The following is a 26,753-nucleotide window of genomic DNA, read 5'->3' as shown; positions in this document are numbered from 1 at the left end:
CCCGAGCCGCTGAGTCGGCGCGAGGCGAGGAACCGCGAGGCGGAGAGCCGCGAGGCGGAGAGCCGCGTTGAGGCGAGCACAGATTCGGTGAGCCCTCAAGCAGTGATTCCCGAGGTGACCCCGCAGACCCCGCAGACCTCGCAGCCGGAGGGCGTCCGGCCCGAGCAGGAGACCCTCCAGGCTCCCGCCGGGAGCCGCCTCGATCTGGCCGGTCCGTGGCGCCGGGTGTCGCCGAAGTACGTGGCCGTCGAGGTCGTCTCGGCCGTCGTGTCGAGCGTCGTCCTCCTCGCCGTGCCGATCGTGATGCTGCTGATCGGCGTGAGCTGGGCCTGGATCCTCGTGCTCGCGGCCGCGATCCTCGCCGTCACCCTGCTGATCGTCGCCCCCCGCCGCGCCCGCGCCTACGGCTACCGGCTGCGCGAGGACGACCTGCTCTTCCGCCGCGGCATCATGTTCCAGCGCTTCGTCTCCGTGCCCTACGGGCGCATGCAGCTGATCGACGTCAACCGCGGTCCGCTCGCCCGCGTGCTCGGGCTGGCCGACCTGCGCTTCGTGACCGCCGCCGCGGCGACCGGCGTGAGCATCCCCGGGCTCGTCGACGGCGACGCGGAGGAGCTGCGCGATCGGCTCGTCGCGCTGGCGGAGTCGCGCCGGGCCGGCCTGTGAGCGGGGCCCCCGCAGCCGTCCGCGGCATCGAGACCGATCTCGCCGACGGCGAGTGGCACCGCCTGCACCCGGCGACGCCCGTCCTCAAGGGCGGCATCGGCCTGCTGGTCGTCCTCGGCCTCCTGATCACCAATCTGCGCGAGCGGCTGCTCGAGCTCTTCCTGCCCGGCCCCGGCGACTACGAGAGCGGCGACCCGGTCGACGCGCTGATCGACCGCGGTCTGATCGGCTGGGCGCTGCTCGCCGTGGCCGCCGGCCTCGCCGTCGCCGTCTTCGCCTTCTGGCTGTCCTGGCGCATGCACACCTTCCGCATCACCGACGAGATCGTCGAGGTGCGCTCGGGCGTGCTCTTCCGCACCAACCGGCGCGCGCGGCTCGACCGCATCCAGGGCATCGCCGTGCAGCGCCCGCTCTTCGCGCGGCTGTTCGGGGCGGCCAAGCTCGAGGTGAGCGTCGCCGGGCAGGACGCCAACGTGCAGCTCTCCTACCTCGGCTCGCGGCTCGTCGACGCGCTGCGCCGCGACATCCTGCGGCTGGCGTCCGGGGTGCGCGAGCGGGAGGCGGTCGCGGGGGAGGCGCCGGCCGGCGGCTTCCTCGCGCGCCGGATCGAGGAGTTCGGCGAGCAGCCGGAGGACGCGCCGCCCGAGTCGGTCGTGTCGATCCCGCCGGGCCGGCTGCTCGGCTCGCTCGTCTTCAGCGGCTTCACGCTCTTCCTGCTCGTCTCGGTCGTGGCCGTCGTCTTCACCTCGGTCTACGGCTCGCCCTACGTGCTGTTCGCGATCCTGCCGGGCCTGATCGGCTCCGGCAGCTACTACGTCCGCCAGTTCGTCCGCTCGCTCCGCTACTCGATCGCCTCGACGCCCGACGGCGTCCGGGTCGGCTACGGCGTGCTCTCGACCAGCAGCGACACCCTGCCGCCCGGCCGCATCCACGCGGTCGAGATCACCCAGCCGCTGCTCTGGCGGCCGTTCGGCTGGTGGCAGGTGAAGATCGACCGGGCCGGGCACGCGGCCTCCCGCGGCGCGAACGGCGAGCCGAACACCACGATCCTCCCGGTCGGCGACCTCGTCGCGGTCGAGCGCGTGCTCGCGCTGCTGCTGCCCGGGGCGGACGAGGGCGCCGAGGCGACCCCGGTCGGAGACGCGCTGCGCCGCCGCGACGCTCCCGGCTTCACGAGCGCGCCCCGCTCGGCGCGGCTGCTGCGCCCGTTCTCCTGGCGACGCACCGGCTTCCGGCTGGCAGAGGACGTGGTGGTCCTGCGCAGTGGCGCCGTCTGGCGCCACGTGATCGTCGTCCCGCTCGCGCGGATGCAGAGCGTCGGCGTGCAGCAGGGGCCGCTCCAGCGGATGCTCGGGCTGACCTCCGCGCACGTGCACACGGTCGCAGGCCCGGTGACGGCGACGGTGCCGGTGATGAGCGTCGCCGACGGCCTCGCCTTCTTCGAGCGCGTCGGCCGGGCGGGCGCCGCCGCCGCCGAGCGCGACGCCAGCCACCACTGGGGACGCCGCGCCGTCGACGCCCCGACGCCCCGCGACGCGTGGGCCGCACCCGAGGGGGACCCGTATGCCTGACGCCCGCCGCGACGGACGCCTCGGCGTCGGGATCATCGGGGCCGGACCCGTCGGCCCGGTGCTCGGTGCCGCCCTGGCGAACGCCGGGCACGCCGTGATCGGCGTCGCCACGACGAGCGAGGCCGGCCGCGAGCGCGTGGACGCCCTGCTGCCCGGCGCCCCGGTGCTCGCGATCCCGGATCTGGTCGAGCGGAGCGAGCTCGTGATCGTCGCCGTGCCGGGCGGCGAGATCGCGGCGCTCGCCGCCGGGCTCGCCGCGACCGGAGCCTGGCAGCCGGGCCAGCTCGTCCTGCACACCGCGGCGGAGCACGGCTACGGGGTCCTCGCGCCCGCATTGGCTTCGGGAGTCATCCCGCTCGCCGTCCACCCGGCGATGGCCTTCAGCGGGACGAGCCTCGACCTGGCGCGCCTCGCCGAGACGTACTTCGCCGTGACAGCGCCCGGGCCGGTGCTGCCGATCGCGCAGGCCCTCGTCGTCGAGATGGGCGGCGAGCCGGTCACCGTCGCGGAGGCGGACCGCGCGGCCTACGCCGAGGCCGTCTCGACCGCCACCACCTTCTCGACCGCCATCGTCGAGCAGGCCGCCGGCCTCCTCGCCGGCATCGGCGTCGACAAGCCCGGCTTCTTCCTCTCCAGTCTCGTCCGCTCCTCCGTCGACGACGCCCTGCGCCGCGCCGCGGGCTGACGCCCCCTGCCCGTCGAGCAGCGCCGCAGGCGCCCCGTCCCATGCTGGTCGAGTAGCGCCGCAGGCGCGTATCGAGACCCTGCGTCGACAGCACGCCGGCTCTGCAGACCCGAGTTCCGACGCCGGCTGGTCGCGGGCATTCAGGGAGCGCCCGAGAAGGGCCGCCGAGCGAGCCGCGTCATAAGCGTCACCGCGCAGAGCAGGCCGAGTCCCGCGAAGCACCATGCCAAGGGTGCGTATCCCGCGGCGGCGACCACCGCGCCGGCGACGACGCTCGCTGCCCCACCGCCGAGGTTGATCGCCAGATCCGTCGCCCCTTGCGACGCCGTTCGATCGCGCCGGCCCAGCGACTCGGTCACGAGCGTCGATCCCGCGATCATCCCGATCGACCAGGCGACGCCCAGCAGGGTGAGACCGACCGCGAAGAGCGGTGTCCCTCCAGTGACGCCGGCCCCGAGCAGTGCAGCCGCGGCGATGGAGAGGCCCAGGCCGGCTGCCGCGCAGCGTGGTGCACCGGCGCGTCGCACCAGGAGACCGACCATCGGACTCAGCGCGTACATGCCGGCGAGGTGTGCGCTCATGAGCAACCCGATGATCGCGGTCGGCTCTCCCTTCGCGTGCAGCTGCACGGGAGCCAGGGTCATCAGCGCGATCATCGTCGCGTGCACCGAGACGGAGACCACCAGTCCGATGAGCGCGCGAGGACGCCTCCTCAGGACGGCGACGACATCCCCGAAGCGCAGTCGGCTGTCGGGCGCGACCTTCGATCGGGCAAGGGAACGGGGAAGCCCGACGAGCACGCACACCGCGGAGACGCCGTAGAGCGCTGCGACCAGCAGGAACGCCTCGGCACTGGAGGTCGTGACTGCTCCCGCGAGGATCGGTCCGACGATCGATCCTGCTGTCGAGGCCCAGAGCACGAGTGAGATCGCGAGCGCTGCGTTGCCGGGCGAGAGCTCGGCAGCGCTGAAGCGGGCCGCCAATCCCGCGACCGTGCCGCCGCCGAGCAGCATCGCCGCGCCGAGAAGAAGTGTCGACAGGCCGCTGAACACCGCGGCAGCCGCCAGGGCGGCGCCGAGCATCGCCACGCCGTAGCCGACCGCCAGGGCCGTCCTCCTCCCCCTGCGCGAGGCGAGCCGGGCGATCGGCAGCGTCAGCGCGCTCGCGCCGACGACCGTCGACGTCTGCACGAGTCCGGCGATCTGCTCGGATCCGGACAGAGTGAGTGCCGCGATGCTGGCGACCGTCAGCACCGTACCGGTGGCGGTCGAGGCGGCGACCTGCGCGAGCGCGAGCGCACCCAGTCCGGGGCCGAGCGTCGAGCCTCGATCGTCGCGCTCTCGCACTGTCAGTGCCCGATCGACCGATAGAAGAACGGCGCTTCATCACCGGCGATGAAGACGCCCTCGTAGCTCTCGAATTCCTGGTAGATGCGCGACTCGTACTCGGTCCGGATCTCTCCGCTCGGTGTCCGGATCGCGACTCCGTGCCAGGGACTGATCCGAGTGGCGGGGTTCTTGATCCGCGGGGAGTACTGCCCGGGCTTCGGGTGAACGGTTCCTCGGACGGCCTGTGGGAAGGCGGCTCCGAGCACGTCGAGCTCGCGGAGCTTCGTGAGCAGGACGGCGTACTCGAACGCCGTGTGCTCGGCCCGCTCGCCGACGATCTCCACGGCTTCACGGAGCAGGGCCTGCGCGTCGACACCCTCGATGTCTCCGCTCTTCGTGAGCTCGATGAACGCCGCCGAGATCGCGGTCGTCTCGGTCCCCTGGCGGAGTGCGCGGACAAGGTCCTTCCGATGGCCGAACGACTGGTCGTCCCATGTCGCGGCGACCTCGCGCCGAACCTTCTCGTCGATCTCGTCGAGCTCGCCCCGCCTCGCCGTCATGAGGTCGTGCATGTCCACGATCTGCAGCCGTCCCCGCGCTCCGATCAGATCGATATGTCGCTGGAGATGCGAGGAGTACGGCATCGCCTCGTCGTCGCTGTAGCCGTAGAACGGGCGGTACGCCCGCCCGTCGAGGACGAGAGTGAAGAGAACCCCGGGGCGGTGAACCTGACTCACTGCGGTCGAGATGTTCTTGAGGAGCTGCAGCGCGTACAGCTCACCGAGATCGGGAGCGACACGGCGATGTGCTGCGGGATTGTGCGGGCGGCCGGCGAAGGAAGGCAGAAGCACCTCGACGGGTCGACCCCCTCGGATCGCTGCGTCGATCGACTTCAGGATCCGGCCGCGCGGGTCCCAGGGGAACGACTCAGGTCCGACACGGAACGCAGGATCATTCATGATCGCGAGGACCGCGGGACCGTCGACGTGCTCTGGAATGTCGAAGACCCGGTCGTGCAGTCCGTGGGCGGCGCTGAAGGAATCGACGTCGAATCGATCGAGAGTGACCGAGGCGGGGGATCGCCATCTGCGAGCCGCATCGAGGAGGGCGAGCGGGTCTGCTCGCCAATTCGGCTCTGTGTAGGAGACGTGGTTCAGGATCGTGTCGTCTGCAGGCATCGTTCCCCTTTGAATGAAGATGCCTCAACATAGTGCGCGGACCGTCCTCAGAGCGGCTGTGGCGCCGGAAGCGTGCCCTCGTCGCTGGCGCCCCGCTTCCCTGCGCCGCGGGTAGGGTTCTCGGGTGATCAGCACCATCGAACGCATCGGAGAGCTCCGCGAGACGCTGCAGGGGGTGCGGCGCACCGGGTCGCGGATCGCGCTCGTGCCGACCATGGGCGCCCTGCACGACGGGCACCTCGCGCTCGTCGATCGGGCCCGCGAGCTCGCGGACGTCGTCGTCGTGTCGATCTTCGTGAACCCGCTGCAGTTCGGCCCGGACGAGGACCTCGACCGCTACCCGCGCGACCTCGCGGCCGACCTCGCCCTGCTCGAGGAGCGCGGCGTCGAGCACGTCTTCGCGCCGAGCGTCGCCGAGATGTACCCGGACGGCCCCTCCTCCACCCGCGTGGTCGCGGGGAAGGTCGGCGCGCTCTACGAGGGCCGTTCGCGCCCCGGCCACTTCGACGGCATGCTGACCGTCGTCTCGAAGCTCCTGCACATCGTCCAGCCCGACGTCGCGATGTTCGGCCAGAAGGACGCGCAGCAGCTCTTCCTCGTCCGCCGGATGGTCCGCGACCTCGATCTGCCCGTCGTGATCGAGGGCGTCGACACCGTCCGCGAGGAGGACGGCCTCGCCCTCTCCAGCCGCAACCGCTACCTCGACGCGCGCGAGCGCCGGGCCGCGCGGACGATCCCGCTCCTACTCGAGGCCGCCGCCTCCGCCGCCGACCGCGGACTCGACGCCGTGATCGCCGCCGCGCAGTCCGCCTCGATGGGCGAGCCGCTGGTTAAGCTGGACTACCTCGTCGTCGCGAATCCGGCGACGCTCCTGCCGGTCGACGACGACCACCGCGGCCCGGCCCTCGTGCTCGTCGCCGCGGTCGTCGGCTCCACCCGGCTCCTCGACAACGGCCCGATCCTGCTCGCCTGATCCCGCCCGCCGCCTCCAACCGAAAGCACCCGCGTTCTGACATGGTCGACACCCCCGGCGCCCCCGTGCCCCCGTCCGAGCCCACGCCCGAGGAGGCCTCCGAGCAGAAGGCCGTGCGCCTGGCCAAGCGCGAGCGCCTGATCGAGCTCGCCGGCGAGGACCTCGGCGGCGGCGCCTACCCGGTCTCCGTCCCCGTCACCGACACCATCGCCGCGGTGCGCGCCCGGCACGAGGGCATCGAGCCCGACGTGAAGACCGGCGAGCGGGTCGGCCTCGCCGGCCGCGTCGTCTTCCAGCGCAACACCGGCAAGCTCTGCTTCGCGACGCTGCAGGCGGGTGACGGCTCGCGGATCCAGGCGATGGTCTCGCTCGGCGACGTCGGCGAGGAGTCGCTGGCGAGCTGGAAGGAGCTCGTCGACCTCGGCGACCACCTCTTCGTCGCCGGCGAGGTGCTCTCCAGCAAGCGCGGTGAGCTCTCCGTCTGGGTGTCGGAGTGGAGCATCGCGGCCAAGGCGATCCTCCCGCTGCCGAACCTGCACAACGAGCTCGGCGACGAGACCCGGATGCGCCAGCGCTACCTCGACCTGATCGTGCGCCCGCAGGCCCGCGAGACCGTCGTCGCGCGCTCGGCCGTGAACGCGTCGCTCCGCAGGACGTTCGTCGACCACGGCTTCCTCGAGGTCGAGACCCCGATGCTCCAGGTGATGCACGGCGGCGCCTCCGCCCGCCCCTTCGCCACCCACTCGAACGCGTTCGACACCGAGCTCTACCTCCGCATCGCCCCCGAGCTGTACCTCAAGCGCGCGGTCGTCGGCGGCATCGACCGCGTCTTCGAGATCAACCGCAACTTCCGCAACGAGGGCGCCGACTCGACGCACTCGCCCGAGTTCGCGATGCTCGAGGCCTACCAGGCCTACGGCGACTACTCCTCCATCGCCGACCTCACCCAGGAGCTGATCCAGAACGCGGCGCTCGCCGTCGCCGGCTCGCACGTGGTCACCTGGGCCGACGGCACCCAGTACGACCTCGGCGGCGAGTGGGACCGCATCTCGATGTACGAGAGCCTGTCGCTCGCCGCCGGCATCGAGATCACCCCGGCGACGCCGCTCATCGAGCTCGAGACGCTCGCCGAGCGCGAGGGCGTCGAGGTGCACGTGCCCACGCACGGCAAGTACGTCGAGGAGCTCTGGGAGCACTTCGTCAAGGGCGGCCTGGTCCGGCCGACGTTCGTGATGGACTTCCCCGTCGACACCTCGCCGCTGGTGCGCGCGCACCGCAGCATCCCCGGCGTCGTCGAGAAGTGGGACCTCTACGTCCGCGGCTTCGAGCTCGCCACCGGCTACTCCGAGCTGATCGACCCGGTCGTGCAGCGCGAGCGCTTCGTCGAGCAGGCGCAGCAGGCCGCTGCCGGCGACGACGAGGCGATGCGCCTGGACGAGGACTTCCTCCGCGCGCTCGAGCACGGCATGCCCCCCACCGGCGGCATGGGGATGGGCATCGACCGGCTGCTGATGGCCGTCACCGGCCTCGGGATCCGCGAGACCATCCTCTTCCCGCTGGTCAAGTAGGTTCGAGTCGTGGTCAGGGCATCCAGCATCGTCGCGTCGGTCGTCGCCGGGGTCCTCACGCTCGCGCAGTTCGGCGTGGGCGCGGCGGTCGCGACCTCGGTGCTCGTCGACTCGGCCGATCTCGGCCGGGCGCTGGCCGACCAGCGGGTGGCGGAGTCGTTCACCCCCGACGACACGATCGCCGGCTTCGCCGACCGCACCGCGATGTCGACGCGCGGCCGTGCCCTGTACTACGCCTCGAGCCCCTCGGTCGAGCCGACCGCCGGCTTCAACACCCTCTGCGGCTACGGCGCCTCGGACGAGATCGTGCTCGGCTGCTACACCGGCAGCGACATCTACATCTCCGACGTCGAGAACCCCGACCTCGACGGGATCCGCGACGTGACCGCCGCCCACGAGATGCTGCACGCCGCGTGGATCCGGATGGACGCCGACGAGCAGGCCGAGATCGGCGCCGAGCTCGAGGCCGCCTACGCCGCGCTGCCGCAGGACGGCCCGATCGCCGAGCGCCTCGAGCTGTACCGCACCGGGGGCCTGGGCGAGCGCGTGAACGAGCTGCACTCCATCCTCGGCACCGAGGTCGCCGACCTTCCGCCGACGCTCGAGGCGCACTACGCCGAGTACTTCGGCGACCGCTCGATCGTCGTCGGCCTGAACGCCCAGTACGAGGCGGTCTTCACCGACCTCGAGAACCGCATCACCGAGCTCGTCGGCCGGATCGACGCGATGTACGCCGACCTCACGGCGCGCATCGACGCGAACAACGCCGAGTACGACGCGCTGAACGCCGAGATCGACTCCTTCAACGCCCGGGCGGACAGCGGCGACTTCGCCTCCGACGCCGCGTTCGACGCCGAGCGCGCCGACCTGCTCGCGCGGGGCGACGCGGCCGACGACGTCCGCGCCGCCATCGACGCGGACATCGCGGTCTACGACGGCCTGCGCGCCGAGCTCGAGGGGCTCAACGCGGACGCGTCGGCGCTCAATCGGTCGATCGAGAGCAGCTGAGCCTCCTCCACACCCTCCTCCACACCCCGATCCGGTGCCGGCCGCGCTCGCTCAGCGGCCGCTCCGGGCCCGCTCCCGGCCGACCCGGGTAGGATCGGCCGCATGGACTGGGAGCTGTGGAATCAGGGACTGTGGGCACTCGTGCCGACGGTCAGCATCGGCCTCCTCTTCTGGTTCATCATGCGCGCGCTGATCCGCTCGGACCGCAACGAGCGCCGCGCCTACGACCGCATCGAGGCGCAGGAGCGGGCCCGACGCGGTCTGCCCCCGCGCGACGCCGCCTAGAGCCCCGGTGAACGCCCCGGACTGGTCGCTGATCCTCGCGGTCGCCGCGATCGTCGTGGAGCTCGTCGTCCGCGTGATCGCCGTCATCGTCGTGCCGCGCAACCGCCGCCCGACGACCGGCCTCGCCTGGCTGATGGCGATCTTCCTGATCCCCTACGTCGGCATCCTGCTCTTCCTCTTCATCGGCAGCTACCGGCTCCCGCGCAAGCGCCGGCGCAAGCAGGAGGAGATCAACCGCTTCATCCTCGAGTCGACGGAGGGCATCGACCGGGTCGCCCGCAACCACCCGTGGCCGACCTGGCTCGAGTCCGTCGTCACGCTCAATCGCAACCTCGGCGCGATGCCGCTCGTCGGCGGCAACGACGCCCGCCTGCAGGGCGACTACGAGCAGACCATCCGGGCGATGGCCGACGAGATCGACCGCGCCCGCCGCTACGTGCACTGCGAGTTCTACATCCTCGCCGCCGACGCGACCACGGCCCCCTTCTTCGACGCGCTCGACCGGGCCGTCGCCCGGGGCGTGACCGTGCGGATCCTGCTCGATCACATCGCCTCCATCCGCGTCCCCGGCTACTACACCGGGACGCACCGCCGCCTGCGGGCGATGGAGCGGGCCGGCGCGCGGTGGTCCTACATGCTCCCCGTCCGCCCGTGGCTCGGGCAGTACCAGCGGCCGGACCTGCGCAACCACCGCAAGCTGCTGATCGTGGACGGGAACGCGGCCTTCATGGGCTCGCAGAACGTCGTGGACTCGAGCTACAACAAGCGCGGCAACATCCGGCGCGGGCTGCACTGGCACGACCTGATGGTGCGCCTCGAGGGGCCGGTGGTGCAGGGCATCAACGCCATCTTCATCACCGACTGGTACAGCGAGACGGACGAGCTGCTGCTCCGCGAGTCCGAGCCGATGGAGGCGCTGCAGCAGCGCGACACCATCGACTGCCAGGTGGTGCCGAGCGGGCCGGGCTTCGACGGCGAGAACAACCTGCGGCTCTTCCTCGCGCTGCTCTACTCGGCGCAGAAGTCGATCATCATCACGAGTCCCTACTTCGTCCCCGACGAGGCGATGCTCTACGCGATCACGACCGCGACCCGCCGCGGCGTGCACGTCGAGCTCTTCGTCTCCGAGATCGGCGACCAGGCCGTCGTCTACCACGCGCAGCGCTCGTACTACGAGACGCTCCTCACCGCGGGCGTGCGGATCTGGATGTACCGCAAGCCCACGATCCTGCACGCGAAGCACTTCACGATCGACGACGACGTCGCGGTGATCGGCTCGAGCAACATGGACATGCGCTCCTTCACCCTGAACCTCGAGGTCTCGCTGATGGTGCGCGGCGCCGACTTCGTCGAGGACCTGCGCGAGGTGCAGCAGGACTACCGCGAGCACTCCCGCGAGCTGACCCTGCGCGAGTGGCGGCAGCAGCCGCTGCGCTCGACGATCCTCGACAATCTGGCGCGGCTCACCTCGGCCCTCCAATAGGGGGAACCGAGTCTCGCTCGGATATGGCGAGCGACCCTCATGTCTTGCTACTCTCCGAAGGCGAGCAATCGTCGACGCTCGCCCGTCATCGACCGGAGTAGTCCCCGTGAACCCTCGCCCCGCCCATCTCAATCCGCTGTGCGTCCCCCTGAGCGCCGGGGCCCGCGTCGTCCGGCTGCGCGGCTCGGAGGGCATCTCGGCGCTCCGCCGCACGGTCGACGTCTCGGTGCCGACCCCGGCCGGCTTCCGGATGGACCTCGCGATCGCCGCCACCGATCGCGTCCGGGTTCTGCACGTCGTCTCGTCGCCGCTCGCCGTCCGCTGGCCCGGCCCGACGGCCGCCGACGGCTCCTCCGTCTTCGTGCTGCCGATGGAGGGGACGCTCTCCGTCGAGTCCTCCGCCGGTCCGCTCGCGGTCTCCGAGGGCGGGCTCGCGCTCCCCACGGAGGACCCGATCGTCCTGCACTCGTCCCGACCGGTCCGCTTCCTCGTGCTCTGCGCCGACAACGGCGTCTCCGAGCGGCGCCGCACCGACCCCGTCCGGCTCGTGCCCGCGACGTCGATGACCACGACCGCGCGGACCGTCCTGCGGGCCTTCCTCGGCGAGCTCGACCCCGAGCACCCGGTGCAGGCCGAGTACCTCGAGGGCACGGTCCTGCGCCTGGCCCGGCTGCTCGGCTCGGAGCGGGAGGAGGGCTCCCGCGAGCGCCTGGGCCTCCACGACATGGTCGAGGCCGCGATGCAGGTCATCCAGGCCGACTTCAGCGATCCCACCCTCGACCCCGGCACGGTGGCCCGGCGCTGCCGGGTCAGCCTGCGCACTCTGCAGCGCGCGGTCGCGGACGAGCGGGGCTCGACCCTCCGCAAGCTGATCTCGGACGTGCGCACCGAGAACGCCCTGCGCCTGGTCGGCACCCCGGACGTGGGCTCCCTGCCGCTCAGCGACATCGCGCGCCGCTCCGGCTTCTCCTCGCCCGAGCGGCTGCGGCGGGCGATCGCGACGGAGACCGGGCTGTCGCCGAGCGAGTACCGCCGCCGGCTGACGGGCGAGGACCTCGCCGCAGGCTGACCCCGCGCTCGTCCGCTTGCGGGTCGCCGCGCCTCGCGCAAGGCCCTGTCCCCTTCGAAGTGCCCGGCGTAGCGTCGGAGCGTCCTCAGCACAGTGCGGGCGGTCGGCCCTCGGGCCGGCACTTCAGAAGGGAACGTCATGGCGGCGAGCAGAACGACGCGCATCCTCATCCTCGGCGGCGGCTACGTCGGCCTCTACACGGCCTGGGGCCTCGAGAAGCTCCGCGGAGCGACGCCGATCGACGTCACCGTCGTCGAGCCGAACCCCTACATGACCTACCAGCCCCTGCTCCCGGAGGTGGCGGGCGGCCACGTGCAGCCCCGCCACGTCACCGTCCCGCTCGTGCAGGCGCTGAAGCGCACCCGCATCGTCCGCGGGGCGATCACCGGCGTCAGCCTGGCCGACCGGTCCGCGACGGTCGCGGCGATCGACGGCACCAGCCGCACGCTGCCCTTCGACCATGTCGTCTTCGCGCTCGGCGCGGTGACCCGCACCTTCCCGACGCCCGGTCTCGCCGAGCACGCGATCGGCTTCAAGACGGTCGAGGAGGCGGCGGACCTGCGCGACCGCGTCATCGAGAACATCGCGAAAGCGGCCCTGACGACCGATGCGGCCGAGCGCCGCCGGCTGCTCACCTTCGTCTTCGTCGGCGGCGGCTACACCGGGGTCGAGGCGCTCAGCGAGCTGCTCGACCTCAGCCGCCGCACCCTCGCCGCGCAGCCGTCGCTCTCGATGGGCGACGTCACCTGGCACCTCGTCGAGGCGCTCGACCGCGTCGCACCGGAGGTCGGCCCGGAGCTCTCCGGCTGGACGCTCGATCACCTCCGCGGCCGGGGCGTGCACGTGCACCTCACGACGACGATGCCCTCCTGCGAGGACGGCGTGGTCGAGCTCTCCAGCGGCGAGCGGATCCCCGCGGCGACGATCGTCTGGACCGCCGGGGTCAAGCCGAACCCGATCCTCGACGCGACCGACGCGCCGCGCGGCCCCAAGGGCCACGTGATGGCGGACGCGCGCCTGCGGGTCGTCACGGAGGACGGCGAGCCCGTCGGAGCGGCGTGGGCCGCCGGCGACGGCGCGCAGATCCCCGATCTCACCGCGGAGAAGCAGCCGGCGTACTACCCGCCGAACGCGCAGAACGCGGTCCGCCAGGCCAAGCTGCTGGCGCGCAACATCATCGCCGACATCACCGGCACGGTCGTGGAGGAGTACCGCCACGCCTCCGTCGGCACGGTCGCCGAGTACGGCATCGGCAAGGGCGCGGGCCTCATCAAGGGCGTGAAGCTCCGCGGAGTGCCCGCCTGGCTCGCCCACCGCGCCTACCACGGGGCGGCGATGCCGACCTTCGACCGCAAGTGGCGGATCATCGCGGGCTGGGTCGTCGACGCGGTGTCGCGCCGCGATCTCTCGCCGATGAGCGCGCTGCAGGACCCGCGGCGCGCGTTCCGCGAGACCGCCGAGGCGACCGATCGCGAGGCGGCCGAGAAGCGCGCGGCCAAGGAGAAGGAGAAGGCGGCCGGCTGAGCCGGGTCAGGCGCGGCGGCGCGGCTTCAGGCGGACCGTCGGCAGGGTCGGCGCCGGCAGCGCCCGGCCCGGGTAGCCCTCGACGGAGCCGAACGGCCCGTCCGCGTCGCCGCCCGCGATGACGTCGTCCTGCCAGCGCTCGCGCGCGGCGGCGACGTCGTCGTGGCTGCGGCCGACGAAGTTCCACCACATCACCAGCTGCTCGGCGAAGGGCTCGCCGCCGATCAGCACGACCCGTGCGCCCTCGTCGCCCGCCGTCAGCACCGTCGCGTTGCGCCCGGGGGCGAGGTAGGCGAGGTCGGAGCGGGCGACGTCGACACCGTCCACGGCGAGCGGGCCCGAGTCCACCAGCACGCCGTGCTCCCACGCCGCGTCCAGCGGGATCTCGACCCGGGCACCCGGCTCCAGATCGATCTGGGCGGCCACGAGCGGAGTGAACACGCTCGCGGGCACCGAGGCGCCGAGCATCTCGCCCACGAAGACCTGCGCCACCGCGCCGTCCAGCGCCACGCGCACGCCGCGGTGGTGCTCGAAGAACGGATCGCCCAGGCGCGCCTCCTCGGGCAGCGCCACCCAGAGCTGCACGCCGTGCAGCACGGGCTCGGCCCCGGTCGAGACCTCGGAGTGCGAGATGCCCCGCCCGGCCGTCATCAGGTTGAGCTCGCCCGGCCGCACCAGCTGGTGGCTGCCGACGCTGTCGCGGTGGTCGATCTCGCCCTCGAAGAGCCAGCTGACGGTCTGCAGGCCGGTGTGCGGGTGCGGCGGGACGTCCATGCCCGCCTCCTCGCCGAGGCGGACAGGTCCGTAGTGGTCGGCGAAGCACCAGGCGCCGATCGTGGAGCGCGAGCGCTGGGGGAGCGTGCGGCGCACCTCGATCGCGCGCGGCCCGCCGAGCGGCACGAGCCGAGCCTCGAGGATCTCGACGGCGGGGGGCTCGGCGGCGGACGTGTCGGCGGCGGAGTGGCCGGCGGCGGAGGCGTCGGCGACGGCGGCCCCGGCGCTCGCGCCGCGGGGCGAGGGCACCGGGTGCTCCTCCGGGTGCTTCTCGAGGTCGCTCATCCGGGAAGTGTATGCCTCTGCATGGATCTGCGGGGCCGGTTCATGGAACGCTGCAGGCGGGTTCCGTCGCGGCCGGCTGGGCAGGGGCGGTGACCGCGGGCTCCTCGACCGGAGTGCCCGCCGCCGGGACCTCGATCACCTCGGCGTCCTCCTCGCGGGTGCCGGCGATCGCCTCGGCGACGGTCCGGTGGACGAGGTCGATGTCGGGCTGCTCGGGGAGGGTCAGCGGCAGGCCGAGCTCGACGCGCACGAAGGGGTGCTCGCGGGCCGAGACGGCGAGCCGGGCGAGGGCCGGGAGCGACTCCTCCGGCAGGCTCGTCGACACGTTCTCGCCGCCGGCCCGCGCGATCGCCTGGAAGCGCGTGAGCACCGTCAGCGGGTCGGCCTGGCGGAACAGCGCGGCCTGGAGGCAGCCCTGCCGCTCGGAGCGGTCGGCGTCGGAGGTGTTCACCCGCGACCGCGCGAACCAGAGGGCCTCGCTGCCGTCGAGGTGCTGGAGTCCGGCGGGGATCGGCGGACCGTACTCGACCGGGCGCCCGCTGCCGTCGTCCGGCACGCCGGCCTGCAGCACGGGGCGGGCGACCACGACCGAGACGCCGCCGAGCGCGTCGATGAGGTCGACGAACCCGGTCATGCGGATCGAGACCGTCGCCTGCACGGGCAGCCCGGTGTAGCCACTGACGGCCTCGCGCACGGCGTCCGCGCCCGGGTCCGCGCTGCCGGGGTAGAGCTCCGGGTGCTCGAGCCCGTACTGGTAGGTGTGGTTGACGCCGCAGCCGGCGAGGCAGCGCGTCCCCTCGGGCAGGGCGGCCGCCAGTGCCGAGCCGGGCGGGTAGAGGAAGTTGGCGGCTGTCCGCGGCACCCCGAGCAGCACGCTGCGCCCGGTGACCGCGTCGATGCTGACGACGGTCAGGGAGTCGGGCAGGAGCACCTGGTCGCGCAGCGGATCGTCGTCCAGGCCCATCAGCAGGATCGTGTAGCGGCCGTCGATCGGCTCCACGCCCCGGCCCGAGGCCGAGACCGCCGTCAGGAGGCGGTGCTGGGCGGAGACGGTCGAGACCCACCAGGTCGTCGCGCCGAGCGGTGCGAGCACGGCCAGCACGGTGACGAGCGCGAGGGCCGCCCGCGGCGCGGCGGTGCGCCGGGCGAGCAGGGCCGCGGCGATCGGGCCCGAGATCCAGAACGCGCCGACCAGCGCGCCCATCACGCCGAGCAGGAGCAGGACGCGGCTGTCGGTCGCGGCGCCCACGAGGGCCGCCGGGTCCGAGAGCGCGATCCAGGCGCTCAGGGCGATCCCGAGCACAGCGACGACGGCGAGGGCGCCGCGGACGGCCGCCGCTCGCGGGCGGCCGAGCATCCGGTGGCCGAGTCCCGGAGCGACGGCCGAGGCGAGCACCGCCAGCAGCGCCCGCGTCCTGCCGGGAGCGGGCGGGTCGGCGTGCTCGCGCGAGCCGGCCCCGTCCGCTCCGGCGTGGTGCGTCAGATCCTCGCGCGGCGTCGGCGCGCCACGACGAGTCCGGCTCCGCCTGCCAGCATGAGGGCCGAGCCGAGCAGCGCGGCCGCCTCGCCCTCGAGGCCGGTCTCGGCCAGGCGCGGTCCGCCCGGCTTCGATCCGCTGCTCGAGACAGGGGCCGCGGCGACGGGGGTGGCGGCAGGGGTGGCGGCGGGGGTGGTCGGCGCGGTCGTGGGCACGGGCTCGGGAGCCGCGGCGGCGCCTCCGTCGAGGGTGGCGCTCGCGAGCACGCGGCCGTAGTCGTCCATCAGCGCGACGGTGTGCGGATCGGTCGTGTACTCGGCGCCGACCGTGGTGGTCACGGCTCCGCCGGCGATCGTGGAGGTGCCGATCGTCGTCGGCTCGGAGTAGATCACAGTGCTGGTGGCCAGGCCGTCGAGGTCGCCCTCGGCCGCCCAGTACAGGTCGGAGAAGGTGAGGTCGAAGCTCTCGCCCACCAGGTAGCTCGACGGGGCGAGCGACGCGTCGGTGAACGGCGCGATGTAGATCTCGAAGTTCTCGAGGGCGGGAGGCTCCACGGTGGGCACCTCTCCGTCGACGACCGCGGTCCCCGCCTCGGGGTCCACGTCGTACGCGATCTCCTCGTTGCGGTAGATGGCCGCGGTCGCGGCCGGCTCCGGGAGCTCCAGGCCGACGCTCGGCGAGCTCGGGCTGAAGAAGTAGAGGTTGACCGGACCGGCGAAGTTGTAGACGAGCGCATCGCCCTGAGCGTCGAGCGACGCCTTCTTGATCACCCACTCGCCGCGGTTCCCGCGAGCGCCGACCGGCAGCTGCGCCTGGACGAGGACGTCGTAGCCGGCGTACTCGGGGCCGGCGTCGACGGCGATGCCGCCGCCGTTGAAGAGGATCGCGTCCGTCCAGTCCGAGGGGTTGTCCGCGGGGTCGGCCGCGGCCGGCGCGGCGGTGCTCAGGGCGAGGCCCGCGGCGGCTGTCGCGGCGAGCGCGCAGCGGAGGAGCGGACGGGTCGATCGGTGCATGCGGTGTGTCCCCCAGAAGTCGCGGCCGTCGTCGTCGAGGCCGTCGGCTCACTCTCGGCGAGTGGCGTCGGAGTGCGCAAGCCCTCCGGGACGGTCGTCACCGGATCGGGACATCGTGTCCAGGGTGCTCACGCACGAGCGGGCGGCTCGCCGTGCCGAGGCACGACGGGCCGCCCGCTCAGTGGGTCGATCGGTCGTCAGGCGCTGACGCGGCGGCGGCGCGCCAGGACGAGTCCGCCGAGGCCCGCGGCGAGCAGGCCGCCCGCGAGCAGGGCCATCGGTCCGGCCTCGGCACCGGTCTCCGCGAGGTGCGCGCCGGGCTTCGCGCCCGGCTTCGATCCGGTGTTCGCGACGGGAGCCACGGCGACGGGCGTCGGGGTGGTGGTCGGCGCCGCGGTCGGCTCGGCCTCCGGAGCGGCGGCACCGCCGTCGAGCGTCGCGGCGGACAGCACGCGGCCGTAGCCGTCCAGCAGCACGACCGTGTGCGGGTCGGTGGTGTACTCGGCGCCGATGGTGGTGGTCACCGAGCCGCCGGCGATCGCCGCGGTGCCGATGGTGGTCGGCTCCGAGTAGATGACGGTGCTGGTCGCCTGCCCGTCGAGGTCGCCGGGCCCCGCCCAGTACAGCTCGGAGAACGTGAGGTCGAACGCCTCGTCGACCGTGTAGCTCGACGGCTCGACGGTCGCGAGCGTGAGCGGGGTGCCGTAGGTCTGCAGGTCGGTCAGGGCGGGCGCCACGACCGTCGGGACGGTCCCGTCGACGACGGCGGTGCCGGCCTCGGGGTCGACGTCGAACTCGATCTCGCCACCGCGGTAGATGGCCGCCGTCGCGTCGGGCTCGGGCAGCTCGAGGCCCGGCTGCGCGGCGCTCGGGCTGAAGAAGTAGAGGTTCGTCGGTCCGGCGAAGTTGACGACGCGGGCGGTGCCCTCGGCGTCGAGCGACGCCTTGCGGATGTTCCAGACCCCTCCGCCCTCGTAGCCCTCGACGGTGCGCGGGACCTGCGACTGCACGAACACGTCGTAGCCGGCGTACTCGGGACCTGCGTCGACGGTGATCCCGCCGCCGTTGTACTCGAAGATCTCCTCGCCCTCGACCTCGGCGGCCGAGGCGGGCGTCGCCGCCAGCAGTGCGAGGCCGAGTGCGGCGGCGGTGGCGGCGACGGCGCCGCGGGTGATGGGTCGTGCGAGTCGTGTCATGTCGTGCTGTTCCCCCGGTGATCACGGCCCTCGACTGTGAGAGCGCTGAGTCACGATCCCGCACGGAAGATGCGGCCGCATCCACCGTGAGGAGGAGGCCCGGCGGACGTCTGCGCCCGGACGCGTCGGCCCCCGTCGAGCACGGCCCTCACGCCCAGGGCGAACAGGGGGTCCGACCGGGGGGAGCGCTGGTTACAGTCGAGCTATCGGAGCCCACCCCTGCGGGTTCTGTAGGGAGTGACAGCATGTTCGAGAGATTCACCGATCGCGCACGGCGCGTCGTCGTCCTGGCCCAAGAAGAGGCCAAGATGCTCAATCACAACTACATCGGGACCGAGCACATCCTGCTCGGCCTGATCCACGAGGGCGAGGGAGTGGCCGCCAAGGCGCTCGAGTCCCTCGGCATCTCGCTCGACGCAGTGCGCGAGCAGGTCCAGGACATCATCGGCCAGGGACAGCAGCAGCCCACCGGCCACATCCCCTTCACGCCGCGTGCGAAGAAGGTCCTCGAGCTGTCCCTGCGCGAAGCGCTGCAGCTCGGCCACAACTACATCGGGACCGAGCACATCCTGCTCGGCCTCATCCGCGAGGGCGAGGGCGTCGCCGCTCAGGTTCTGGTCAAGCTGGGCGCAGACCTCAACCGGGTGCGCCAGCAGGTCATCCAGCTGCTCTCGGGGTACCAGGGCAAGGAGCAGGTCGCCGTGGGCGGTGAGCAGCAGCAGCCTCAGGGAGGCTCGCAGATCCTCGACCAGTTCGGCCGCAACCTCACGCAGGCTGCGCGCGACAACAAGCTCGACCCGGTCATCGGGCGCGAGAAGGAGATCGAGCGGGTCATGCAGATCCTCTCCCGCCGCTCCAAGAACAACCCCGTCCTGATCGGCGAGCCCGGCGTCGGCAAGACCGCCGTGGTCGAGGGCCTCGCCCAGGCGATCGTGCGCGGCGACGTGCCCGAGACGCTCAAGGACAAGCAGCTCTACACGCTCGACCTCGGCTCGCTCATCGCCGGCTCCCGCTACCGCGGAGACTTCGAGGAGCGCCTCAAGAAGGTCACGAAGGAGATCCGCACCCGCGGCGACATCATCACCTTCATCGACGAGATCCACACCCTCGTCGGCGCAGGGGCCGCGGAGGGCGCGATCGACGCCGCCTCGATCCTCAAGCCGCTGCTCGCCCGCGGCGAGCTGCAGACCATCGGCGCGACCACGCTCGACGAGTACCGCAAGCACTTCGAGAAGGACGCCGCGCTCGAGCGCCGCTTCCAGCCGATCCAGGTCGCGGAGCCGTCGCTGCCCCACACGATCAACATCCTCAAGGGCCTGCGCGACCGCTACGAGGCGCACCACAAGGTGTCCATCACCGACGGTGCGATCGTCTCGGCCGCCAACCTCGCGGACCGCTACATCAGCGACCGCTTCCTGCCCGACAAGGCCATCGACCTGATCGACGAGGCCGGAGCCCGCCTGCGTCTCTCGATCCTCTCGGCCCCGCCGGAGCTGCGCGAGTTCGACGACAAGATCGCCGTCGTCCGCACCGCCAAGGAGGCCGCGATCGAGGACCAGGACTTCGAGAAGGCCGCGTCGCTCCGCGACGAGGAGAAGCAGCTGCTCGGTGAGCGCCTGCGCCTCGAGAAGAAGTGGAAGGCCGGAGACGTCAAGGCGACCGGTGTCGTCGACGAGGGTCTGATCGCCGAGGTCCTCGCCCAGGCGACCGGCATCCCGGTGTTCAAGCTGACCGAGGAGGAGTCCTCGCGGCTCGTCTTCATGGAGAAGGCGCTGCACCAGCGCGTCATCGGCCAGGAGGAGGCCATCGCGGCCCTCTCGCGGACCATCCGCCGCACCCGCGCCGGCCTCAAGGACCCCAAGCGCCCCTCGGGCTCGTTCATCTTCGCCGGCCCCACGGGTGTCGGAAAGACCGAGCTCGCGAAGGCGCTCGCCGAGTTCCTCTTCGACGACGAGAACGCGATGATCTCGCTCGACATGTCGGAGTACGGCGAGAAGCACACCGTCTCGCGACTGTTCGGCGCCCCTCCCGGGTTCGTCGGCTTCGAGGAGGGCGGCCAGCTCACCGAGAAGGTCCGCCGCAAGCCGTTCAGCGTGGTCCTCTTCGACGAGATCGAGAAGGCGCACCCCGACATCTTCAACTCGCTCCTCCAGATCCTCGAGGAGGGTCGTCTGACCGACGGCCAGGGGCGCGTCGTCGACTTCAAGAACACCGTCATCATCATGACCACCAACCTCGGTGCTCGTGACATCGCCGGTGGTCCCGTCGGGTTCCAGATCGAGGGCGACAACGCCACCGGCTACGACCGCATGCGCGGCAAGGTCAACGAGGAGCTGAAGAAGCACTTCAAGCCCGAGTTCCTCAACCGCGTGGACGACGTCATCGTCTTCCCGCAGCTGTCGAAGCCGGAGCTGCTCCAGATCGTCGACCTGTTCATCGGCCGTCTGAGCGACCGCCTGCTCGACCGCGACATGACGGTGGAGCTGACGCAGCCGGCCAAGGAGCGGCTGATCGAGGTCGGGTTCGACCCGGCCCTCGGCGCCCGCCCGCTGCGCCGCGCGATCCAGCGCGAGATCGAGGACCAGCTGTCCGAGCAGATCCTGCACGGCCAGCTCGGCTCCGGAGACCACGTCCACGTGGACTTCGCGGAGGGCAAGTTCGTCTTCACGACGACGCCGCGGCTCATCTCGATCAGCGCCGGCGCGACGGCGGGGGCGGCGACCACCGGCCCGGCCACGCCCGACCTGATGTCGTAGCACCGCACCACCACCGCACGACTCGACGAGCCCGTTCCTCCCACCGGAGGGGCGGGCTCGTCGTCGTTCGGCCCTACGCTGGACGGATGGCCGATTGGAAGTACCCGGTGCGCCGCGCGCGCACGAGCGACGTCCCCTTCATCCAGGAGCTCAGCGAGCCGCTCGTGAACGAGCGCATCCTCCTGGGCAAGGACCGCGTGGTGCTCTACGGCGCCGTGCAGGAGTTCCGCATCGCGGAATCCGAGGACGGCACCGCCATCGGCTGCGGCGCGCTGCACGTGATGTGGGACGACATCGCGGAGGTGCGCACCCTCGCTGTCGCGCAGGACTGGCTCGGCCGCGGCGTCGGCCACCACATCCTGGAGCGCCTCGAGAACGACGCGCGGGAGCTCGGTCTCAAGCGCCTGTTCTGCCTGACCTTCGAGGTCGGCTTCTTCGAGCGCCACGGCTACGCGCCGATCGGCGAGAAGGTCGTCGACCCCGACGTGTACGCCGAGCTGCTGCGCTCGCCCGACGAGGGTGTCGCCGAGTTCCTCGACCTCGCCCGGGTGAAGCCGAACACGCTCGGCAACACCCGCATGCTCAAGACGCTCTGACCGCGCGCACGTCGTAGCCTGTGTCGGTGACTCCGCCTCCCCGCCGCCTGCCCTCCCGGGTCTACCGGCGGCGCAGGGCCGGTCTGCTCCTGGCGCTCCTCGTGATCATCGCCGGCGTCGCCGCGCTGGTGTCGCTCCAGCCTTGGGCGGGCGCCCGCGGGACCGGCGAGAGCGCGAGTCCGACGGCCTCCGCGCTGCCGACGCTCTACCCCTCGACGGCGCCCGAGGGCTCGGCGCCCGTCGACGTCGCCGCGTGCACCGCGGACAGCGTCGCCGTCACCGCCGTCACCGACGCGACGAGCTACGGGGCCGACGAGGCGCCGCAGCTCTCGCTGTCGCTCGCGAACATCTCCAGCGCCGACTGCATCATCGACGCCGGGACCGGCGAGCAGGTCTTCACGATCACCAGCGGCTCCGACCCGGTGTGGACGTCGACCGACTGCCAGACGAACCCGACCTCGCAGGAGATCCTGCTGCAGGCCGGGACCTCCGTGACCGGCAGCGCGATCACCTGGGACCGCACCCGCTCCTCGCCGGACACCTGCTCCGGCGGACGCGAGGCCGTCGAGGGCGGCGGCGCGGCCTACAACCTCTCCGTCTCGGTCGCCGGCATCCCCTCCGGGTCGACCACGCAGTTCCTGCTGCAGTAGGCGTCTGAACGCGCCATCTGTCGCTCTTCAGGGGGAGGTGGCGCGGAACACGTCCGCGTACGCTCGCGAGCATGATGAGGATGCTCGGCCGGATCCTGTCCGCGGCGACGCCGAGGGGTCGGGGTTCCGGCGTGCGCGACGGGCGCTCCCGCGGAGCGGTGGTGGGCGTGCTGCTCGTGGCGGCGCTGGCGGGAGCGCCGGCGGCCGTGGCCAGTGGGGTTCCCGCGGCCGGGGGTGCTGGGGCCGCGAGTGCTGCGGCCGCTGCGATCGCTGCTCCTGCCGCGGCGGGCCGGGTGGAGGCCGTGGGCGGCGGCCTGGCGAGCGGCGTCGACGACTTCCGCTTCTCGCGCTACGCCGTCGACTACGAGCTCGGCCGCGACGCCGACGGGCGCTCGACGCTGACCACCGTCGAGACGTTCGTCGCGGAGTTCCCCGCCGACCAGAACCGCGGAATGCAGCGCGCGATCCCGCTCGAGTACGAGGGGTACCCGACCGGGGTCGACCTGGTGTCGGTGACCGACGAGACCGGGGAGCGGCGGCCCGTGGACACCGAGCGCGAGGACGGCTTCCTCCTCGTCACCAGCGCGGCCGACGGCTTCGTCAGCGGCAGCCAGACCTACGTCTTCACCTACACGCAGCACGACGTGACGCTCCCCGGCTCCGGCACGCGCAGCGGCGAGGACGAGTTCTACTGGGACGCGAACGGCACGGCCTGGCGCCAGCCCTTCGACCGGTACGACATCCGGATCCGGCTCACCGGCGGGCTCGTCGACGCGGCGACCGGCACCTCCGCCTGCTACCGCGGCGCCGCGGGCTCCACCGACGGCTGCTCGATCGGCCGCGACGGCTCCGTGGTGACCGCGAGCGGGACGGACCTGGCGGCGGGCGAGAACGTGACGGTCGCCGTCGGCTTCGCGCCCGGCACCTTCACGCCGCGCGACGACGGCTACTTCGCCTCCGGCTGGGCGTGGGTGCAGCTGGTGTCGCTGCTGGTGCTGCTCGGGGTGCTCGTCGTGGCGGTCCACCGGCGGGCGACGGTGCTGCGCGACGCCCCCGGGCGTCCGACGGTGATCGCCGAGTACGAGCCGCCCGCGCAGGGGCTCTTCCTCTCGGCGGCGCTGCGCGGCAGGTCGTGGAACGCTCCGGCCGCGGCGCTCCTGGACGCGGCGGTCCGCGGGCTGGTCCGGGTCGAGGAGAAGGAGTCGGCGAAGGGCGGGTCGGCGAAGAAGCCGGCCTTCCTGCTCCGGGTGCTCGACCCCGCGACGGCCTCGCCGCGACGCGCCGGCCGGCCGCGGGCGATCCCTCCCGTGGACCGCGAGTTCTTCGACATCGCCTTCGGTACGGCGCCCCAGCCGGGCGCGGTCCGCGATCTGAGCGAGAAGGACAAGGAGCTCGGGAAGGCCGTGTCGGCGTTCCAGACGGGGATGTCCAAGCGGGTGACGCAGGAGGGGCTGCGGCGACCCGGGACGGTGCGCGGCTCGGTGGTCCTGGTCCTGCTGGCGGTGCTCGCGTCGGTCGGCGCCGTCCTGGGCGGTGCGCTGCTGCTGGGGGCGAAGCTCGGCGGGCCGCTGCCGTTCGTGCTGGTGCTCGTGGCGATCGCGCTGGGCGCCGCGATCTGCGTCCTCCTCGCGAAGGTGCCGCTGACGGCGGCGGGCGCGGAGCTGCGCGATCACCTGAAGGGGCTGACGCTGTACCTGCGCCTGGCCGAGGCGGACCGCTTCGCGATGCTGCAGTCTCCGCGGGGCGCCGACCGGCGCAGCGTCGGGCCGGTGGAGGTGGTCGAGGTCACCGAGCGGCTGCTGCCGTGGGCCGTCCTCCTCGGTCTCGAGAAGGAGTGGTCGGCGGCGCTGGCGAGCGCGTACGAGCAGACGGGCGAGAGCCCGGGCTGGTACTCGGGGCGGAGCGGGTTCCAGGCGGCGGCGTTCGCGGGGAGCGTCTCGGCGTTCTCCTCGTCGGCGTCGAGCTACGTCGGGTCGTCGTCGAGCTCGTCGAGCGGCGGCGCGGGCGGAGGCGGCAGCTCCGGCGGGGGCGGCGGAGGCGGCGGCGGAGGCGGGGTCTAGCCCGCTCGGTGCCGCCCCTCGCGGGATCGGCCGGGAACGGCGGTTCCGCGGCCGCCCTCAGCCGACCGGGATGCGGGCGGGCACCGGCACGAGGGCGTGGGTGATCGCGCTCGAGAGGGTGAAGGCGCCGGAGTCGAGGTGGGAGGGGTGGCCCAGGCGGGTGGCCTCGTTCGCGCGCTGCTTCGCGCCGGAGGCCGGGCGGATGTCGCCGGAGAGGCTGATCTCGCCGAAGGCCGCGATCCCGGGGCGCAGCGGGGTGTACGCGTGGGCCGAGGCGATGGCGACGGCGATCGCGAGGTCGGCGGCCGGCTCCATCAGCTTCACGCCGCCGACGGTCGAGACGTAGACGTCGCAGCGGCGGAGCGGAATGCCTGCCTGGCGCTCGAGCACCGCGAGGATCATCGCGACGCGCGAGGCGTCGACGCCGTTCGTGACGCGGCGCGGGTGCTCGCCGTCGTTCGCGATGACGAGGGCCTGGATCTCGACGGGCAGGGCGCGGCGCCCCTCCATCGCGACGGTCACGCAGATGCCCGGGGTGGGGAAGCGGGTGCGGCTGAGGAAGAGGCCGCTGGGGTCGGGGATCTCGGCGATCCCCTCCGCGGTCATCTCGAAGCAGCCGACCTCGTTGGTCGGGCCGAAGCGGTTCTTGAGCGAGCGGACGAAGCGCAGCGCCGTCTGGCGGTCGCCCTCGAAGTGGCAGACGACGTCGACGAGGTGCTCGAGCAGGCGCGGGCCGGCGATCGAGCCGTCCTTGGTGACGTGGCCGACGAGCACGAGGGGGAGGGCGCGCTCCTTGCAGACCCGGATGAGCGTCGCCGCGACCTCGCGGACCTGGCTGGGGCCGCCGGGGAGTCCGTCGACGGTGTCGCTGGCGACGGTCTGCACGGAGTCGACGATGAGGAGGTCCGGGCGGACCTCGTCGATCTGGCCGAGCACGGTCGCGAGGTCGGTCTCTGCGGCGAGGAACAGGCTGTCGTGCATCGCTCCGGTGCGCTCGGCGCGCATCCGCACCTGGGCGGCGGACTCCTCGGCGCTGACGTAGAGGACGCGCTGGCCCTCGGCGGCGGCGCGGGAGGCCACCTCGAGCAGCAGCGTCGACTTGCCGACGCCGGGCTCGCCGGAGAGGAGGACGACGGCGCCGTTGACGATGCCGCCGCCGAGCACCCGGTCGAGCTCGCCGACGCCGGTGGGCCGGTGCGCGGCCGAGGTGGTCTCGATCTGCGTGATCGGCTTGGCGAGCCGGGCCGCCGTGGGGGCGACCGCGGTGACCGCGCGGACGAGACCGGTGCGCTCGGTGCTCTCGATCACGGAGCCCCACTGCTGGCACTCGCCGCAGCGGCCGACCCACTTCGCGGTGGTCCAGCCGCACTCGGAGCAGCGGTAGGCGGCGGTGCGCGTCTTCGAGGAGGCCATGGGGTCCTTCCGGGCCGGGGCGGGCTGAGCGGGGAGCGGTGATGCGGCGGTGCGGTGGTGCGGTGGTGCGGGAGGCATCGGCGACGCTACGGCCGGCCTCCGACATCGGAGCGTTCCTTCGAACGTGTCTTCGACGATAGCGGGCACCGCCGACACCCGGACGCGCCGCGCCCGGACTGTGGAGAGCCGGGCGGCCTGCAGCGCGGGGGAGGGGCGTGTGCGGCGCTCGGCGGGCGGGAGTGCGGTGTCGCTCGCCGGCGGTGTCGGTCGTCTGCGGGAGACTGGGCCCATGCCCTCGACGGTCCACACCCTGAAGTCCGGCCGCGCACTCGGAGTCGTCTGGTCGGGTCCGGAGGACGCCCCGCACGTCGTCGTGCTCGCCCATCCCGCGCCCGGCGCCGCCGGTCTCGACCCCGACCCCGCCGCGACCGCCCGCCACGGCGTGCGGCTCCTCTCGATCGACCGCCCCGGCTACGGCGCCTCGGAGCTCCTGACGGACCTCGACCCCGCCGGCGCCGGAGCCGGAGCGAGCCCGGAGCAGGCCGCCGCCGACATCGCCGAGTACCTCGCCACGGCGGGCATCGCCTCCGTCACCGCGGCCGGCTGGTCGGCGGGCGGTCGCGTCGCCCTCGCCCTGTCGGCCAACTACCCGGGCCTGGTCGAGCGGGTGGCCGTCCTCGGCACTCCCGCACCCGACGACGCCGTCCCGTGGATCGGCGAGCAGAACCGCACGATGCTCGAGCAGCTGCGCGGCCTGCCGCTCGACGAGGCCGTCCGCTCCCTCACCGCCGCTCTCGACGGCGCCTTCGGCTCCGCGCCCGCCCCCGAGGCGCTGCTCGGCATGCTCGGCGCCGACGAGGCCGACGCCGCCGTGCTCGAGGCGCCCGGCGTCCGCGAGCGGCTCCTGGCCGTGCTCGAGCGGGCCGCCGCCCAGGGCAACGTCGGCCAGGCCGCCGACATCCTCGGCTACACCCTGCAGGAGTGGGGCTTCGCGGTCGAGTCCGTCGACGCCCCCGCACTCCTGCTCTACGGCGCCGAGGACGCCGCCGTCGGCCGCCTGCACGGCGAGTGGTACGCCGCCCGCCTCCCCGACTCGCGCCTCGAGGTCGTCCCCGGCCGCGGCCACCTGCTCGCCGTCTCCGAGTGGGACCGGGTGCTCTCCTTCCTCCTGCCCGAGCCCGCCTGAACCGGCCCG

Annotated in this window: 22 protein-coding genes; 15 read left to right on the top strand and 7 right to left on the bottom strand. The window is 72.8% G+C overall.

The features are described from left to right. The first annotated feature begins 114 nt into the window (after positions 1–114). Genes HQQ82_RS08930 through HQQ82_RS08920 form a run of 3 tightly spaced genes read left to right on the top strand, consistent with a single transcriptional unit; the run spans position 115 to position 2,922 of the window. The gene (locus tag HQQ82_RS08930; protein WP_367947889.1) at positions 115–666 is read left to right on the top strand and encodes a PH domain-containing protein; all 552 of its coding nucleotides are present in this window, start codon (positions 115–117) and stop codon (positions 664–666) included. After that, the gene (locus HQQ82_RS08925; protein ID WP_173232680.1) at positions 663–2,237 is read left to right on the top strand and encodes a PH domain-containing protein; all 1,575 of its coding nucleotides are present in this window, start codon (positions 663–665) and stop codon (positions 2,235–2,237) included. The genes HQQ82_RS08930 and HQQ82_RS08925 overlap by 4 nt, the downstream gene beginning before the upstream one ends. Continuing rightward, positions 2,230–2,922, top strand: a complete 693-nt coding sequence (locus HQQ82_RS08920; protein WP_173232679.1) for a Rossmann-like and DUF2520 domain-containing protein — start codon at positions 2,230–2,232, stop codon at positions 2,920–2,922. The genes HQQ82_RS08925 and HQQ82_RS08920 overlap by 8 nt, the downstream gene beginning before the upstream one ends. A 140-nt stretch (positions 2,923–3,062) precedes the next feature. On the opposite strand, the gene HQQ82_RS08915 is transcribed toward HQQ82_RS08920, so the two are convergent. Continuing rightward, positions 3,063–4,268: an MFS transporter gene (locus tag HQQ82_RS08915; RefSeq protein WP_173232678.1), complete on the bottom strand. Its 1,206-nt coding sequence runs from the start codon at positions 4,266–4,268 to the stop codon at positions 3,063–3,065. A gap of 2 nt (positions 4,269–4,270) precedes the next feature. Then, complete coding sequence (locus tag HQQ82_RS08910) at positions 4,271–5,209, bottom strand: L-tyrosine/L-tryptophan isonitrile synthase family protein (protein WP_254071351.1); 939 nt, start codon at positions 5,207–5,209, stop codon at positions 4,271–4,273. Between the two features lie 355 nt (positions 5,210–5,564). Between HQQ82_RS08910 and panC the strand changes: the two genes are divergently transcribed. From panC to HQQ82_RS08875, 7 genes are all read left to right on the top strand, one after another. After that, entirely contained in the window at positions 5,565–6,401 is an 837-nt protein-coding gene (gene panC / locus HQQ82_RS08905; RefSeq protein ID WP_367947912.1) for a pantoate--beta-alanine ligase, read from the top strand. A 41-nt stretch (positions 6,402–6,442) separates the two neighbouring features. Beyond that, positions 6,443–7,969 carry a lysine--tRNA ligase gene (gene lysS, locus HQQ82_RS08900; RefSeq protein WP_173232676.1) on the top strand — a complete coding sequence of 509 codons (1,527 nt, stop codon included), beginning with the start codon at positions 6,443–6,445 and terminating at the stop codon, positions 7,967–7,969. Between the two features lie 9 nt (positions 7,970–7,978). Next, complete coding sequence (locus tag HQQ82_RS08895; protein WP_173232675.1) at positions 7,979–8,977, top strand: hypothetical protein; 999 nt, start codon at positions 7,979–7,981, stop codon at positions 8,975–8,977. Positions 8,978–9,079: 102 nt separating this feature from the next. Further along, positions 9,080–9,262 carry a hypothetical protein gene (locus tag HQQ82_RS08890; RefSeq protein ID WP_173232674.1) on the top strand — a complete coding sequence of 61 codons (183 nt, stop codon included), beginning with the start codon at positions 9,080–9,082 and terminating at the stop codon, positions 9,260–9,262. A 7-nt stretch (positions 9,263–9,269) separates the two neighbouring features. Then, the gene (gene cls / locus HQQ82_RS08885) at positions 9,270–10,745 is read left to right on the top strand and encodes a cardiolipin synthase (RefSeq protein ID WP_173232673.1); all 1,476 of its coding nucleotides are present in this window, start codon (positions 9,270–9,272) and stop codon (positions 10,743–10,745) included. 106 nt (positions 10,746–10,851) lie between these two features. Beyond that, entirely contained in the window at positions 10,852–11,814 is a 963-nt protein-coding gene (locus tag HQQ82_RS20560; RefSeq protein WP_173232672.1) for an AraC family transcriptional regulator, read from the top strand. Between the two features lie 138 nt (positions 11,815–11,952). Further along, positions 11,953–13,338 (top strand): NAD(P)/FAD-dependent oxidoreductase, encoded by a 1,386-nt coding sequence (locus tag HQQ82_RS08875; protein WP_173232671.1) that lies wholly within the window; start codon positions 11,953–11,955, stop codon positions 13,336–13,338. Between the two features lie 6 nt (positions 13,339–13,344). Here the strand turns inward: HQQ82_RS08875 and HQQ82_RS08870 are convergent, their stop codons facing one another. The 4 genes from HQQ82_RS08870 to HQQ82_RS08855 form a co-directional block, all read right to left on the bottom strand. After that, entirely contained in the window at positions 13,345–14,397 is a 1,053-nt protein-coding gene (locus HQQ82_RS08870; RefSeq protein ID WP_173232670.1) for a pirin family protein, read from the bottom strand. Between the two features lie 40 nt (positions 14,398–14,437). Continuing rightward, complete coding sequence (locus HQQ82_RS08865; protein WP_173232669.1) at positions 14,438–15,793, bottom strand: LCP family protein; 1,356 nt, start codon at positions 15,791–15,793, stop codon at positions 14,438–14,440. Between the two features lie 83 nt (positions 15,794–15,876). Beyond that, entirely contained in the window at positions 15,877–16,887 is a 1,011-nt protein-coding gene (locus HQQ82_RS08860) for an LPXTG cell wall anchor domain-containing protein (RefSeq protein WP_173232668.1), read from the bottom strand. 197 nt (positions 16,888–17,084) lie between these two features. Continuing rightward, a complete protein-coding gene (locus HQQ82_RS08855) occupies positions 17,085–18,083 on the bottom strand; it encodes an LPXTG cell wall anchor domain-containing protein (RefSeq protein ID WP_173232667.1) in 999 nt (332 codons plus the stop codon). 245 nt (positions 18,084–18,328) lie between these two features. Here HQQ82_RS08855 and HQQ82_RS08850 point away from each other — a divergent pair, with 245 nt between their 5' ends. The 4 genes from HQQ82_RS08850 (at position 18,329) to HQQ82_RS08835 (ending at position 24,145) form a co-directional block, all read left to right on the top strand. Beyond that, on the top strand, positions 18,329–20,839 hold the full coding sequence (locus HQQ82_RS08850; protein ID WP_173232666.1) for an ATP-dependent Clp protease ATP-binding subunit: 2,511 nt from the start codon (positions 18,329–18,331) through the stop codon (positions 20,837–20,839). A gap of 86 nt (positions 20,840–20,925) precedes the next feature. Then, positions 20,926–21,435, top strand: a complete 510-nt coding sequence (locus tag HQQ82_RS08845) for an amino-acid N-acetyltransferase (RefSeq protein ID WP_173232665.1) — start codon at positions 20,926–20,928, stop codon at positions 21,433–21,435. A gap of 26 nt (positions 21,436–21,461) precedes the next feature. Then, positions 21,462–22,085, top strand: a complete 624-nt coding sequence (locus tag HQQ82_RS08840; RefSeq protein ID WP_367947888.1) for a hypothetical protein — start codon at positions 21,462–21,464, stop codon at positions 22,083–22,085. Positions 22,086–22,156: 71 nt separating this feature from the next. After that, complete coding sequence (locus HQQ82_RS08835; protein WP_173232664.1) at positions 22,157–24,145, top strand: DUF2207 domain-containing protein; 1,989 nt, start codon at positions 22,157–22,159, stop codon at positions 24,143–24,145. A 57-nt stretch (positions 24,146–24,202) separates the two neighbouring features. On the opposite strand, the gene radA is transcribed toward HQQ82_RS08835, so the two are convergent. Beyond that, positions 24,203–25,558 carry a DNA repair protein RadA gene (radA, locus tag HQQ82_RS08830; protein WP_173232663.1) on the bottom strand — a complete coding sequence of 452 codons (1,356 nt, stop codon included), beginning with the start codon at positions 25,556–25,558 and terminating at the stop codon, positions 24,203–24,205. A 289-nt stretch (positions 25,559–25,847) separates the two neighbouring features. Here radA and HQQ82_RS08825 point away from each other — a divergent pair, with 289 nt between their 5' ends. After that, positions 25,848–26,744 carry an alpha/beta fold hydrolase gene (locus HQQ82_RS08825; RefSeq protein ID WP_173232662.1) on the top strand — a complete coding sequence of 299 codons (897 nt, stop codon included), beginning with the start codon at positions 25,848–25,850 and terminating at the stop codon, positions 26,742–26,744. Positions 26,745–26,753 lie beyond the last annotated feature (9 nt).

The organism is Rathayibacter sp. VKM Ac-2856 (assembly GCF_013205055.1).
Taxonomy (GTDB): domain Bacteria; phylum Actinomycetota; class Actinomycetes; order Actinomycetales; family Microbacteriaceae; genus Rathayibacter.
This window is presented reverse-complemented; position numbering and strand designations above follow the sequence as displayed.

What these genes read in the sequence shown, in the direction of transcription:
- HQQ82_RS08920 (WP_173232679.1), top strand. Translation starts at nt 2,230, where the DNA reads ATGCCTGACGCCCGCCGCGACGGACGCCTCGGCGTCGGGATCATCGGG.
- HQQ82_RS08855 (WP_173232667.1), bottom strand. Translation starts at nt 18,083, where the DNA reads ATGACACGACTCGCACGACCCATCACCCGCGGCGCCGTCGCCGCCACC.
- HQQ82_RS08835 (WP_173232664.1), top strand. Translation starts at nt 22,157, where the DNA reads ATGATGAGGATGCTCGGCCGGATCCTGTCCGCGGCGACGCCGAGGGGT.
- HQQ82_RS08860 (WP_173232668.1), bottom strand. Translation starts at nt 16,887, where the DNA reads ATGCACCGATCGACCCGTCCGCTCCTCCGCTGCGCGCTCGCCGCGACA.
- HQQ82_RS08825 (WP_173232662.1), top strand. Translation starts at nt 25,848, where the DNA reads ATGCCCTCGACGGTCCACACCCTGAAGTCCGGCCGCGCACTCGGAGTC.
- HQQ82_RS08870 (WP_173232670.1), bottom strand. Translation starts at nt 14,397, where the DNA reads ATGAGCGACCTCGAGAAGCACCCGGAGGAGCACCCGGTGCCCTCGCCC.
- HQQ82_RS08875 (WP_173232671.1), top strand. Translation starts at nt 11,953, where the DNA reads ATGGCGGCGAGCAGAACGACGCGCATCCTCATCCTCGGCGGCGGCTAC.
- radA (WP_173232663.1), bottom strand. Translation starts at nt 25,558, where the DNA reads ATGGCCTCCTCGAAGACGCGCACCGCCGCCTACCGCTGCTCCGAGTGC.
- HQQ82_RS08890 (WP_173232674.1), top strand. Translation starts at nt 9,080, where the DNA reads ATGGACTGGGAGCTGTGGAATCAGGGACTGTGGGCACTCGTGCCGACG.
- HQQ82_RS08850 (WP_173232666.1), top strand. Translation starts at nt 18,329, where the DNA reads ATGTTCGAGAGATTCACCGATCGCGCACGGCGCGTCGTCGTCCTGGCC.
- HQQ82_RS08910 (WP_254071351.1), bottom strand. Translation starts at nt 5,209, where the DNA reads ATGAATGATCCTGCGTTCCGTGTCGGACCTGAGTCGTTCCCCTGGGAC.
- HQQ82_RS08845 (WP_173232665.1), top strand. Translation starts at nt 20,926, where the DNA reads ATGGCCGATTGGAAGTACCCGGTGCGCCGCGCGCGCACGAGCGACGTC.
- lysS (WP_173232676.1), top strand. Translation starts at nt 6,443, where the DNA reads ATGGTCGACACCCCCGGCGCCCCCGTGCCCCCGTCCGAGCCCACGCCC.